The sequence below is a fragment of the Chryseobacterium sp. UF-290 genome, assembly GCF_058245615.1.
On the sequence record NZ_JBSICB010000007.1, the window covers coordinates 64,171 to 77,848 of the forward strand.

A 13,678-nucleotide genomic window follows, 5' to 3' on the forward strand; every position below is an offset into this window, starting at 1 on the left:
AAATGTCAGGACATTACGAAGCTCCGATAAGGGAACCTCTGATTATTGGTCACAAAACTTATCACGATATCACAGAAGATATTGCACGACCTATCGAAGAAAGAGCAGGTAAATTATGGTGGATCTCATTATATGCAGCCTTAGTTCTATTCATCTATGGATTCGGATGTATCGCTTATACTATCGGAACAGGTATTGGAGCATGGGGGCTTAACAGAACTATTAACTGGGGTTGGGATATTACCAACTTCGTATGGTGGGTAGGTATTGGGCACGCCGGAACCCTAATCTCAGCGGTATTATTATTATTTAGACAGAGATGGAGAATGTCTGTAAACAGATCTGCAGAGGCGATGACGATCTTTGCGGTTGTACAGGCAGCAATCTTCCCTGTAATTCACATGGGTAGAGTTTGGGTTGGATACTGGGTATTCCCATTACCAAACCAATTCGGTTCTCTTTGGGGGAACTTCAACTCTCCTCTACTTTGGGACGTATTTGCGATCTCTACGTATTTCTCAGTATCAACTGTATTCTGGTTCATGGGACTTATCCCTGACTTTGCAATGATCAGAGATAGAGCTAAAACTCCTTGGACTAAGAAAATTTATACATTCCTTGCATTCGGTTGGGGGGGGAAAGCAAAACACTGGCAAAGATTCGAAGAGCTTTCTTTGGTTCTTGCTGGTTTGGCGACTCCGCTTGTATTCTCAGTACACACAACCGTATCCTTCGACTTCGCAACTTCAGTAATTAAAGGATGGCATTCAACGATCTACCCTCCTTACTTCGTTGCCGGTGCGATCTTCTCAGGATTTGCAATGGTACAGACCTTATTGTTGGTTGCAAGAAAAGTATGTCATCTGGAAGAGTATATTACCATGTATCATATCGAAATCATGAACATTGTAATCATTTTAACAGGTGGTATGGTAACGGTAGCTTATGCTACAGAGTATTTCATCGGATGGTATTCAGGATCCAGATTTGAAGATTTCACATATCTTTCTCCAGGTGCTGCTGTAGGACCTTACTGGTGGGCATTCTGGTCATTGATTATCTGTAACCTTGTTGTTCCGGCTTCATTCTGGTTCAAGAGATTGAGAACAAACATTATCTGGACGTTCATCGTTGCATTGATCATCAACATCGGTATGTGGTTTGAGCGTTTTGATATCATCGTTATCAACCTTTCCAGAGATTACTTGCCAGGATCATGGACCATGTTTAAGCCAACGATCATTGATGTGGGTGTATATTTAGGAACTATCGGATTCTTCTCTGTATTATTCTTACTATACGCAAGAACATTCCCTGTAATTGCACAGGCTGAATTAAAATCGATTTTGAAAATCTCAGGTGAAACTTATAAAGCAAAAGAAGGAGATGAGCACCACTAAAATTGTATACGGACTTTATGCTGACGACGACGATTTAATGAACGGCGTTAAAGCATTCAACGATAAAGGAATCAAAATAAACGAAGTGTATACTCCGTTTCCGGTTCACGGACTAGATAAAGCTTTAGGATTGAAGAAAACAAGAATTTCTGATGCGGCTTTTATCTATGCTTGCTATGGTGTTACTATCGGTGCTACGATAACATGGTATGTAATGAACCATGACTGGCCTCAGAATATCGGTGGTAAACCGGCTTTCGACTGGGGACACAACATGCCTGCATTCGTAGTTCCCATGTTTGAATTAATGGTATTCTGTGCAGCTCACATGATGTCTTTAACTTTCTTGGTTAGAAACAAAATGTATCCGGGAGCTCCGGCTCAGAATCCCGATCCGAGAACTACTGATGATAAATTCATGATGGAATTCGTAACTGAAGATGTAGAATCTGTAAAGCAGTTACTCATTGAAACTGGAGTTGAAGAAATAACTGTTAAAGACGCTTAAAATGAAAAAGAATGTATTAAAAATTACAGCAGTTTTAGGTTTAACAACAGTTTTACTTAACTCTTGCGGACCAAAGGAAAATACACCTTTGGTATATTTCCCGGACATGTATTTTCCGGTAGCTTATGATCCATTGATGAAGGCTCAGGATGCGTATTCAGATCATGAAAATGAAATTCCTGCTTTTGTTAAAAATAATGGAGCAACAGGTCTTTCTCCTGTAGAAGGAACGGTTCCCCAAAATAAAGATGGCGTTTTTGAAGAAAGCTTATTACCAAAGAATGTTGACGAGTACAATGCAGGATATGAGGCTTCCAAGAAACTGACAACTTCTCCTTTAAACCCGGCTAATGCGGCTAAGGATATTGAAAGAGGTAAAGTATTGTTCGACCATACTTGTGCTGCATGTCACGGAACAGGAGGTGACGGACAAGGACCAATTGTACAGACCGATGCCTTCTCCGGAGTACCAAACTATGCTGACAGAGAGCTTACTGTAGGATCTGTTCATTATGTATTAACTAACGGTAGAAATGCGATGGGTTCTTATGCAGGACAGCTAAACCCTGGTGATAGATGGAGAGTGGCTATGTATGTGATGAGTGCTTTCAAAAAAGGAGCAGCAGCACCGGCAGCACCAGCAACAACTGAAACGACTACCGAAACTAAAAAATAAGAAAAGAAATGTATAGTTTTTCACCAAAATTAAAATCAACTTCTATAATACTTCTTGTTGTAGGTTTAGTTCTTTTCGGTATTGGTTTCTTTATGAACAAAGGAATTTCTACTGAGCAAATAGAACATATGATGGAGGCTGTTCATGCTTCAGGTCATACTGCTCCTACACATTCAAGTGAAATGGTTGGTCCTCAGGATCACGCTGCTCATTTGGAGCACGCTACTATTCAGGTACACAACCAGCCTTTAGCAGCAATACATTTTGTAGCTGTATTTTTCTTTGGAGTGAGCTGCTGCGTATTATTCTTCTATTCTATTCAGCATGCTGCACACGCAGGATGGCCAATCATCATTACGAGAGTAATGGAAGCGATTGCTTCTTATATCCCTTACGGTGGTGCGATCCTGGTAATCCTGATGATCTTAAACATCACACATAACGGTCATTTATTCCACTGGATGGACCCTGAACTGACCAATCCGGATTCTCCGCATTTTGATGTGATCTTATTTGAAAAGAAAAAGTTTTTAAATATTCCTTTCTATGCAGTTAGAACTTTAATCTATGTGATTGGTGCTTCTTTCTTTGCCTGGAAATTAAAGGCTCAGTCTAAAAAAGTAGACGAAACTAAATCTAAAGTAGAATATCAAATGCTTTACAGATGGTCAGTAGGATATATTGCATTCTTCGGATTTGCTTCTGCTGCCTGGGCTTGGGACTGGTTGATGTCTATTGACCCTCACTGGTATTCTACCATGTATATCTGGTATTCAATGGTTAGCTGCCTTTCAAGTGGTATCGCTGTAATCATTCTTTTAAGTGTTTATCTTAAGAAAAATGGTTTCTTACCACAGTTCAACGACAACCACTTACACGATCTGGGAGTATTCCTTTTCGCAACAAGTATGCTTTGGACGTATACATGGTTCGCTCAGTTCATGCTTTACTGGTATGCAAACGTTCCGGAAGAGGTTAACTACTTCTTTGGAAGATTCCAGCACTACTCTCCTACTTTCTTACCGATGCTGATCATCAACTTCTTATTACCGCTATTGGTATTAGTAAGCAGCAGCATTAAAAGAAACTACAAAGTGGTTACTACAATGGCTGTAGTGGTTCTTTTAGGGCACATCCTGGACTACTTCAACATGGTTATGCCGGGAACAGTAGGACCATACTGGAAAACTCCTGAAGTATTCCTGTTAATCCTGGGAGCTATCCTATTCGTAGCCGGATTATTTATGTTTACTGTACTTTCAGCTTTATCTAAACTGAAGTTGATTCCTACAGGAAACCCATTCTTACATGAATCTGAAATTTATGAGTACCCTTTCTAAGGCCTTATAATAAAATAAACTTAAAAGACTGATCCTTTGGTATCAGTCTTTTTTTATCCCCCTATTTCTCTTCCCATACATTGTCAGCTTAACTTCTTTTGAAGGCAGAAAAGGATAATCGTCAAAACAGCTTCAAATAAACTGTAACACAATCAAATAAAAAAAGACTGATTATTATGACAGTCTTTTTTAAGTTATTGGGGAAAATGGAAACCTTCAGGTAACCATTTTGAGTTTTGTGAGCAGATAAAAAAGGCAGGTCTTATAATCAGAAAAAATTTTACTATGAAAGCAAAATATCTTCTCTCCACTGTGTTCCTTTTTATACTCTGCCTTATTCAGGCCCAGACCATTTCCTTCATCTCCGAAAACACAGGCAAGCCACTACCTAAAGTCTCTGTTTTTGGAAAAGACGGAAGCATACTCGCCTTTTCAGATATTGATGGAAAAATTGATAGACAGTCATTATCTCCCTCTCAGGAAAAATTTCAATTGGTATATAATAATTTCCCAATAGCCACTTTATCTTATTCAGATCTTGAACAGCCTGTTATTAAGATTAATGATCAGGTAAAAGAGATTGAAACCATAGTCATCAAGAACAATAAACCGGCAAAATACATTTTTATAAAAGGGAATTTCAATTCTTATGTTACGGTCAACAATAAGCTGAACTCTTATGCGGACGGGATTGTCACCTACATTTTCGATAACAAGACTAAAAAACTAAAAAGCACCAGTATTGAGCAATACAGAGTCTACAGATTGATAGATCCCAAGAAAGAAAAAAACCAGACAGCTCATTGGGATTACGGAAGTTCATTGGATATTCCCAACATGAAAAAAGTAGGAAACCTTGATGAGTATAAAAAGAAGAACATTAAAATCAAGGAACTCAAAGGAAGCAGCAAAGATGAAATCGAAGTTACAGGAGAATATCTACAGCAAAAAGAGTTTGCTTTGTTTGGATTCAGATTCTTTGATTTAAGAGGAATTCAAAATATAGCCTTTGAAAAGGACTCCCCAAAAACACTTAAAGACCTGTTAGAATTTAATGAATTACTCTTTCTTAAATTAAAACATAAGAGCGAAGAAAAATACAATCAGATTATTTCTTATCATAATTTCTATACCACAGAAATTGGTTTTAGTAATGAAAATAACTTTGACAAAGTAAAATTCGACAAAGACTACAGCAACTATAAAACCCAATACTGGCAAGAGCCTTCATTTCCTAATATGCAAACCATTTTCAGCAGCTTTTTCAAGGATGATCTGAGAGAACAACAAAATAAAAAATAAAATCCACTATTAATAAAGGTTTTATTAAATTTGTAACAAACCCAATAAAAATGAAAAAGTTTTCTTTTCTACTTGTTTTCAGTCTGTTGCTTTTTACAGCATGTAAGAAAGATCATGTAGATGCTACGAATACTAAAACGCTGCAGTCAAGTATCAATGATATGACTTCCAGCTTGCCTACCATTAAGCAGATTAAGTTTAATGAAGCCCTGTATATCCTTAAAACTTTTGGTGTAGAGGCAGATGGTGATGTAAACGAGTTAAAAGCTCTTGGAAAACTGATCAACGGGAAAAAAGTTCCTGAAATCATGGCCCTGGCTGACGAAGTTGCACAGAAAAACGGGATAGAATGGGCAAGTACATCTCCTCCATCACTGGGAGAAATGAACATCTTCGGAGATGATAAAGCTAAAGAAAGCGATCCAAATGATGTAAAAGCAAGCACATTAAGCATTATAACAAACCCAACAGGTGATGATGGCACAGGAGCGCCTACAGCCATCCAGATCGTTCCAAGACTTGTAGATGCGGCAGGAAACCCTGTATCATTTACCGGAGCAGGTCTGGAAGCCACACTGGAAGTTTTCAGTAATGGGGTGAGACTTTCTACAGCCAAGAACCTGATGCAGGATAATAACTTTAAAGGATTCAACCTAAAGTTCTCTTCCATTCCTGCTTCAAAAGTGGTAGATAATAAGATTGATGTTACGGTTTCCGTAAAAACGACGGATAAAACCTTTAAAATGTCAAAGATCGGGCTTGATGTCAACGCCGCAGCGCTGAAAGTTCCTGCAGTTCCCAAAACTGATACTGCAGCTGTAGTTCAGCAGCCAAGCGCCGTTGTAGACCCTAATAATCCGACAACCACTGCACCTTCAACAACACCAGACCCCGGCACAGCTGCTCCAGCAACACCGACCGGTCCAAAACAACCTACAGCTGACCCTAAAAACACTGTAAGCAAGTTTTTGAATAACGTAAGCTCTCAAAATCTAAAAGCGGCATATGATGCCTCCAATAACCCAAGCTGGGGAAGCTATGAATCTTTCTCCAATCCTAATTCAGGTTTTGGTGCAGTAAAAAATGTAAGTGTGAAAAATATTACCACCAATGCAGCAAATCCTAACGGAGCAAGCGTAAACGCGACTTATGATGTAACGGATAAAAACGGTAAGACGACTTCTTTAAAAGTAACTTTCGGACTTAAAAATGTAAACGGAGACTGGAAAATTTCCAGCTATAAAATCAACCCATAAATGGCTTCAGCAGAACTGATCAGAAAACTAGAAGATACGATTGAAAATACACCTGATTTTCCAATTCCGGGAATACAGTTCAAAGATATCTCACCCATTTTTTTAAATCCGAAACTTTACGAAGATGTGATCGCAGATCTTGTAAGTTTCAGTAAAGGAAAAGTAGATGCCGTCTGCGGAATAGAAAGCCGTGGCTATCTCTTCGGAATTGCTATTGCCGTTGCTCTCGAAGTTCCCTTTATCCTGATCAGAAAAAAAGGAAAGCTTCCTCCTCCGGTTGTTTCAGAAAAATATGATCTGGAATATGGAAGTGCTGAAATAGAAACCCGTGAAGGGCACATCAAAAAGGGACAGAGGATCCTGATTCATGATGACCTGCTGGCAACGGGAGGAACTACAGAAGCCGCAGCCAAACTGGTTGAAAAGCAAGGAGCAACCGTTTCCCAATTCAGTTTCCTGATCGGTCTGAAAGAACTGAAGGGAGATGAAAGGCTGAAGAAATTCGGGGCAGAGATCTACCATATTTTAGAATATTAAAATTTAAGCAATATAGATATTCCGGCTCCGCTTAGCATAACAGTTACGACTCAAAAGCTGGCTTTATAAATGTCATGTTAAGCGGAGTTGAAGTATTTTTACAATAAATAACAGCAAATTCACAACATTTACATAATAATACCAACAAAGTATTTTGTAAATCTCTCAGAAACAATTAAATTTGCATTTCAATTTTTAAAAACTTATGGCAAAATTGGGAAAGAGTGCTCAGAAAGAGCAAGAAGGTAAAGAAACGGTTGAGTTCTTTAAAGACCTTGACAGAGAGGCTTTAAACACTGAAAGGTTTCTTGAAAAATATTCAAAACCATTAGGTATTGTATTTGGGGCTTTGATTTTAGGAGTTTTAGGATTCTTTGCTTACAAGCAATTTGTAGTTGCCCCTAAGAACACTGAAGCTGTGAAAAGTTTCCTTGCTGCTCAAAAAAACCTTGCAGAAGGTAAAGATAAAGACGCATTAGGTGGAAAATCTGCAGCTAATCCAGGTTTTATAGGTACAGCCAACGAATATTCCTCTACTGAAATCGGTAAACTTTCTTCTTATAACGCCGGTTTATTGAAATTCAAAGAAGGGAAATTCCAGGAAGCTTATGATCTTTTAGATAAGTTCTCTTCGAAAAACAAAACATTAATGGCAATGAAGTACGGAGCGATGGCAGATGCAAAATCGGGTCTTAACAAAAATGACGAGGCTCTTTCATTATTGGACCAGGCAGCCAATGCTTCAGATGACCCTTATACTACTTATTATTTCACAAGAAAAGCAGGTATCGTAGCTTTAGGATTAAAGAAAAATGCGGAAGCTAAAAAATACTTCGCTGCAATTGATGAAAAATATCAGGACTACGACAACGGAATGTCTGATTCTTATATTGAAATGACTAAATATTACTAAAAAATGGCAACAGTTAATCTTTCCGATTACAAGCCACTTCATATAACTAATGCCGAAGATTTTTCTATCGGCATTGTTTTTTCTGAGTGGAATGATTTTGTAACGTACAATCTTCGTGATGCAGCTTTGGAGATCCTTGAAAAAGAAGGTGTAAAATCCGAAAACATTAAGCTTTTCCCGGTTCCCGGAGCTTTTGAACTAAGCTATGCAAGCATGCAGCTTTGCAAAGAAAGAAAATATGATGCTGTCATCTCTATCGGATGTGTAATCCGCGGAGAAACCCCCCATTTTGATTATGTCTGTTCAGCCGTAGCGCAAGGGATCAAAGACTGTAATATCATGACAGATACTCCTACTATTTTCTGTGTTTTAACAGATGATACCAAAGAGCAGTCAATTGCAAGAAGCGGCGGTGACCTCGGAAATAAAGGGGTAGAAGCAGCAGTCACAGCTTTAAGAATGATTGATTTCAAAAAGAAATTATCTGATAAAAAAGGGAATATCGGTTTCGGTCACTCTTGATTTTTAATCAATCTTAACAATATACAAAGGCTGTCTCACTTGTGGGGACAGCCTTTTATTTTGTTTGGGATTGGACACCGTAATAAAATTGTTTAGGTATCAGCAGGTAAATGGACCGGAATTTTCCCGGTTCACAGTGATAAATAAATCAACATTTTCTGTTAAATCTATAAAGATTCATAAAACCTTACTAATAAATGGTATGTTTTGCTTTTTATATGTTAAAATTTGTTCACAAAAACTATCTTTGCGAAAAATTAACATAGACAGTACCTACATGCTTGTAAGAAAAATAAAACCATTCCTATACCTGGGAGTTTTCTATCTTATTATTTCCCTGATAATAAGGATCATCTTCTTTTTCCACCCTATTACCACTGCCAGCTTCAGTTTTTTTGAGATCATAAAAGTACTGTTCGTAGGTCTCATCAATGATATTTTTGTTTTTATACTGGTCAGTGCGGTTCTTGCTCTTCATTTTCTGTTTCTTTCCAATTCAAAATACAAAAAACCTTACGGCTATATCATTTTCGGAGCATTAATTTTGTTTTTCCTGTATATCTGGCTTATTCCTGACAATATTTTCAAGCAATACGGAGGTTCTATAATGGAAATCGCTCTTGCTTTCGTAGGAATAAAAACTTTTTTATTCGGATTAATGCTTTTTCTTCCTTCCCAAAGGATCAAAATCCGTAATACCTTATATTTTATTATCTTACTCATATATGTTCTTGCTATCATCTTCAATGGGGTAAGCGAATATTTCTTTTATAACGAATTCGGAGTACGTTATAATTTCATTGCAGTAGATTACCTGATCTATACCAACGAAGTTATCGGGAACATCATGGAAAGCTATCCTGTCATTCCTTTATTTTCAGGGATATTGATCGTAACCCTTACCATTACGTGGTTTATTTATAAAAAGACTAAGAACGAGCTTCTGGAATTGCCTGATTTTAAACAGAAAATGGTTTTACTGGGATCATTTATTATTCTTTGTACGATCAGTTTACTGGCCTTACCTTCACTGATGCAGATCAAGTCAGATAATGTTTTTGCTGATGAAATCGAAGCTAACGGGATCCCTAAATTTTATTGGGCCTTCACCCACAATGAGCTGAATTATTTTCAGTTCTATTCACAATTGAACCAACAGCAGGCGGAAAAGAATTTCTTAAGTCAATATTCCCAGCAGACCTTATCGAGAAATATTGTCGCAGAACAACCCGAGTTAAAGAAAAATGTTGTCCTGATCTCTATTGAAAGCCTTTCCGCAGATTTTATGGAACATTATGGGAACACTCAGAAAATCACTCCATTCCTGGATAGTCTGGCAGAAAAGTCACTGATGTTCACCAACCTTTATGCTACAGGAAACAGAACAGTACGCGGACTGGAAGCCCTGACACTTTGTATTCCTCCTACCGCAGGGGAAAGCATCATCAAAAGAGATGATAACAAAAATAAGTTCACCACCGGTCATGTTTTTAAATCTAAAGGATATGATGTGAAATTTCTGTATGGCGGGTACAGTTATTTTGATAATATGCAGGATTTCTTCGGCGGAAATGGCTATGATATTGTAGACCGTAACCATTTTAAACCTGAAGAAATCACTTTTGCCAATGTCTGGGGAGTGGCTGATGAGGATATGGCTAAAAAAGCAATTCAGGTGATGAATGCTGAAGCAAAATCAGGGAAACCATTCTTCAATCACTGGATGACCGTTTCCAATCACAGACCATTCACCTATCCTGACGGAAGAATTAATATTCCGGGAACAGCAAAATCCCGTGAAGGAGGGGTAAAATATACGGATTACGCTCTTAAGCTGTTCTTTGACATGGCCCGAAAGCAGGATTGGTATAAAAATACGGTCTTTGTCATTATTGCAGACCACTGCGCATCCAGCGCCGGAAAGATAGAGCTTCCGATAGATAAGTACAGAATTCCTGCCATGATCTTTTCGGAAGGGTTTATCCAACCTCAGAAATTTGATGCGCTGATGTCTCAGATCGATGTCCTGCCTACCGTTTTCGGATTATTAAACTTTAGCTATCAGTCTAAATTCTTAGGTCAGGATGTTTTAAAAAAAGAATTTCAACCGAAAGCTTATATTGCAACCTATCAGGATCTTGGGTTCATAAAAGACGGACACCTGACCATCATTTCTCCAGTGAAAAAGGTAAAACAATACGCTCTGGAACCGGAAAAAAGTGATCTGGCTCCTGAATTTAAGCTGTATTATAATGAGAAATTATTAAAAAATACAGATCAAATACTTGTCGATGATGCCATATCAGCATACCAGTCAACATCCTACTGGCTAAAGACAAAACAACTTAACAGGTAAAGATTTTACTATTTTAGAATCATGAGATATACAGAATTTCACCTAAAATATTTAAATTCACCAATAATAAATTTATTTGTATGAAATGGACAGACGACAGAGGCGGGAACGTTGATGACCGCCGTGGTTCCGGAGGTGGAAGCGGTGGAATGATCGTAGGCGGCGGACTTGGAACCTTAATTATAGCTGCAATTGTATTCTTTTTGGGAGGAGATCCTTCCGGTATCTTGAATTCGGGAAGCGTTCAGCCTTCCGGATATTCAGGCCAGCAAAGAGAGCTTACTACTGAAGAGAAGCAAATTGGGGAAATGGTCGATATGATGGCCAAATGGAATATTCTAACTTGGGACCAGATTTTTAGAGAAAACGGGATGACCTATTCCAAACCAGAAGTTGTTCTTTTTGAAAATACAACAACTTCAGCATGTGGTACAGCACAATCTGCTATGGGACCGTTTTATTGTCCTGCTGATCAGAAAATCTATATAGATATGAGCTTCTTTGGTGAACTACAACAAAGATTCGGAGCCAAGGTCACTGAGTTTACTGTAGCTTACGTTCTTGCCCATGAAGTAGGCCATCATGTGCAGACTCTCTTAGGAACAACACAAAAAGTGGATGCCCTGAGAAGAAGCGGTAGATATTCCGAAGCCCAGATGAATAGGGTATCCGTCGCAACAGAGCTTCAGGCTGATTTTTATGCAGGAATCTGGGCTAAAAGAACAGACGATTCCAAAAAGATCCTCGAGCCCGGCGATATTCAGTCTGCTATAGATGCAGCCCAGGCTGTTGGGGATGACAATATCCAGAAAAGATCACAAGGGTATGTCAATCAGGAAAGCTTTACCCACGGATCATCTGCACAGCGTAAAGAATGGTTTATGAAAGGCTACAACACCGGTGATATCAGACAAGGTGATACTTTTGACCAGCTTTTAAAATAATATACCTGAAATATCATTTAACATTAAGAAATTCAATAAATTAAGATCACAGCTAAAGCATTTCATTACACAGCATGCTTCACCATCCATCATGATGGATCTTAATATCTTCACTTACCTAGATGGTTTAAAATTATTTATAAAAATAACAGGCTGTTTCAGATTGAAACAGCCTGTTATCATTTATTGCAATTCGATTGGATTAGAATTTTTCTTGGTCTCTTCTTTCACTCTTTCTTCCATTCTCTTCCTCATATCAGCCGGATTCTGGTTACCACCACCAGAACCTCTCCCGCCACCGCCTCTCATCGGAGCAGCGATTCCACCACCTGTCCTTCCCTGGCTCATGAATGACATGGGATCAGTCTGAAATTTCTTCTGCTGCTTTACAAAATCAGTCCTTTTTACTTTTAAAGTATTTCCAAACTGGTTCAGCGTAGGAAACTCAGCGATCTTATAGTTCTTCATTAAGTCAAAAGAATAATCTCCTTTATCATCCTCAATTTTGACGATCAGCCCGGGAAGGCCTCCAAATTTATACGGACCATCCTGATAAGGTAAATCGGTAGTAAACCATGCCGTCCACTTTCTTCCCGCAAAATCAGTTTCTGCCTTTTGTACCTTATATTCTCCTATTTTTCTTGTTTCAGAATCAATTTTCCATGTTACAGGCCTGTCTTCTTCATACAGATACAGATCCCTTCCAATTCTATCCTTAAAAAAAGTTTTCTGATTGGCTTTATCCTTTTCAACAGAATAGCTGATATTGGTTCTCAGCCCATCCAGCTGATCCCTGTTGATGCTTCCTCTTCCGCCTCCACCCTGAAAGGCCTTCTGCATGACAGAATCTCTTTTGATCCTGTTTTCAGAATAAAAAACCGATTTCTCAGGAGAAATATCCAGATAGGCATTTTCGGTCTTGATATCATTCTTATTTTCCGCATCCGGCTTCATCGTTACCTGATATACAAACCTGTTGGTTTGTCCGGAAACCTGCTGTATAAAGAGGGCCAGCGCTATAATGGCTAATTTTTTCATTTTTAGGTCAATTTGTATTTTGGATTTCAAAACCTTACCAAGGTTAAACTCATCAATGATAAAAATCGATAAAATAAAAATGCTGATTTTTATATCCTGATTTTTGTTCGTATTTTTGCATCATTAAATCATTCTAAATAAATACAATGATAAAAGTATCAGATCATGCAAAGGAGAAAGCCATCCAGCTAATGACGGAAGATGGTTTTAACCCTGCTGAAGATTATATAAGAGTTGGGGTAAAAAGCGGCGGATGCTCTGGTTTAGAGTATGTTTTAAAGTTTGACAACCAAAAAACAGACACAGATCAGGTTTTTGAAGATAATAATATCAAAATTATCATCGATAAAAAATCCATCCTCTACTTAGCGGGAACCACTCTTGAATATTCAGGAGGCTTGAATGGGAAAGGGTTTATTTTCAATAACCCGAATGCATCCAGAACATGTGGATGTGGAGAATCATTTAGCTTGTAGCTATTAAAAGATTAAATGATTAAAAAATTTAAAGATTAGTAATGGCTGCTGAATTTGAAACTTTCGAAGTATACAAAATTACAGTCAATCTAACCCAAAACATTTTTAATCTTTTAAGTAAGGACAAGTTTAAAAAAGAATTTGAACTGACTAACCAGCTTAAGCGAGCGGTACTGTCAATTTCTAATAATATTGCAGAAGGGAGTGAGTACAATAATAACACACAGTTTATCCGATATTTAAAATATTCTAAAGGAAGCTGTGCAGAAGTAAGAAATATGTTACATCTTTGCTCACTGTTATATGATGAAGATACAAATGAACTAATTAATGATTGCAAATTGGTTTCCAGACAACTATCAAAATTTATTGATTATCTCTCTAAAACTGATACGAAGAAACAAAACTAA

14 protein-coding genes are annotated in these 13,678 nt (G+C 38.0%); 13 read left to right on the forward strand and 1 reads right to left on the reverse strand.

What is annotated here, in order from left to right; genetic code table 11:
* Positions 1-2: 2 nt before the first annotated feature.
* The 11 genes from nrfD (at position 3) to ypfJ (ending at position 11,754) form a co-directional block, all read left to right on the forward strand.
* The gene (gene nrfD / locus AC4IF5_RS10255) at positions 3-1,400 is read left to right on the forward strand and encodes an NrfD/PsrC family molybdoenzyme membrane anchor subunit (RefSeq protein ID WP_050021927.1); all 1,398 of its coding nucleotides are present in this window, start codon (positions 3-5) and stop codon (positions 1,398-1,400) included.
* Positions 1,387-1,908: a DUF3341 domain-containing protein gene (locus AC4IF5_RS10260; protein WP_122637643.1), complete on the forward strand. Its 522-nt coding sequence runs from the start codon at positions 1,387-1,389 to the stop codon at positions 1,906-1,908. Before nrfD ends, AC4IF5_RS10260 begins: the two co-directional genes overlap by 14 nt.
* 1 nt (position 1,909) lies before the next feature.
* Positions 1,910-2,584 (forward strand): c-type cytochrome, encoded by a 675-nt coding sequence (locus AC4IF5_RS10265; RefSeq protein WP_490734176.1) that lies wholly within the window; start codon positions 1,910-1,912, stop codon positions 2,582-2,584.
* A gap of 8 nt (positions 2,585-2,592) precedes the next feature.
* Positions 2,593-3,924, forward strand: coding sequence for a quinol:cytochrome C oxidoreductase (locus AC4IF5_RS10270; protein ID WP_490734177.1), 1,332 nt, complete (start codon positions 2,593-2,595; stop codon positions 3,922-3,924).
* A 285-nt stretch (positions 3,925-4,209) separates the two neighbouring features.
* Positions 4,210-5,226 carry a hypothetical protein gene (locus tag AC4IF5_RS10275; protein ID WP_490734179.1) on the forward strand — a complete coding sequence of 339 codons (1,017 nt, stop codon included), beginning with the start codon at positions 4,210-4,212 and terminating at the stop codon, positions 5,224-5,226.
* A 50-nt stretch (positions 5,227-5,276) separates the two neighbouring features.
* Positions 5,277-6,482, forward strand: a complete 1,206-nt coding sequence (locus AC4IF5_RS10280; RefSeq protein WP_490734181.1) for a hypothetical protein — start codon at positions 5,277-5,279, stop codon at positions 6,480-6,482.
* The gene (locus tag AC4IF5_RS10285) at positions 6,483-7,019 is read left to right on the forward strand and encodes an adenine phosphoribosyltransferase (RefSeq protein ID WP_490734183.1); all 537 of its coding nucleotides are present in this window, start codon (positions 6,483-6,485) and stop codon (positions 7,017-7,019) included.
* Between the two features lie 205 nt (positions 7,020-7,224).
* Entirely contained in the window at positions 7,225-7,932 is a 708-nt protein-coding gene (locus AC4IF5_RS10290; RefSeq protein WP_490734185.1) for a YfgM family protein, read from the forward strand.
* 3 nt (positions 7,933-7,935) lie between these two features.
* Positions 7,936-8,454 (forward strand): 6,7-dimethyl-8-ribityllumazine synthase, encoded by a 519-nt coding sequence (gene ribH / locus AC4IF5_RS10295; RefSeq protein WP_002982386.1) that lies wholly within the window; start codon positions 7,936-7,938, stop codon positions 8,452-8,454.
* Positions 8,455-8,731: 277 nt separating this feature from the next.
* The gene (locus AC4IF5_RS10300; protein WP_490734431.1) at positions 8,732-10,810 is read left to right on the forward strand and encodes an LTA synthase family protein; all 2,079 of its coding nucleotides are present in this window, start codon (positions 8,732-8,734) and stop codon (positions 10,808-10,810) included.
* An 80-nt stretch (positions 10,811-10,890) separates the two neighbouring features.
* On the forward strand, positions 10,891-11,754 hold the full coding sequence (gene ypfJ / locus AC4IF5_RS10305) for a KPN_02809 family neutral zinc metallopeptidase (RefSeq protein ID WP_490734187.1): 864 nt from the start codon (positions 10,891-10,893) through the stop codon (positions 11,752-11,754).
* A 183-nt stretch (positions 11,755-11,937) separates the two neighbouring features.
* Here ypfJ and AC4IF5_RS10310 read toward each other — a convergent pair whose 3' ends face one another.
* Positions 11,938-12,792 (reverse strand): GLPGLI family protein, encoded by an 855-nt coding sequence (locus tag AC4IF5_RS10310; protein ID WP_490734189.1) that lies wholly within the window; start codon positions 12,790-12,792, stop codon positions 11,938-11,940.
* A 146-nt stretch (positions 12,793-12,938) separates the two neighbouring features.
* Between AC4IF5_RS10310 and AC4IF5_RS10315 the strand changes: the two genes are divergently transcribed.
* Positions 12,939-13,268, forward strand: a complete 330-nt coding sequence (locus AC4IF5_RS10315) for a HesB/IscA family protein (protein ID WP_490734191.1) — start codon at positions 12,939-12,941, stop codon at positions 13,266-13,268.
* Between the two features lie 41 nt (positions 13,269-13,309).
* A complete protein-coding gene (locus AC4IF5_RS10320; protein ID WP_490734193.1) occupies positions 13,310-13,678 on the forward strand; it encodes a four helix bundle protein in 369 nt (122 codons plus the stop codon).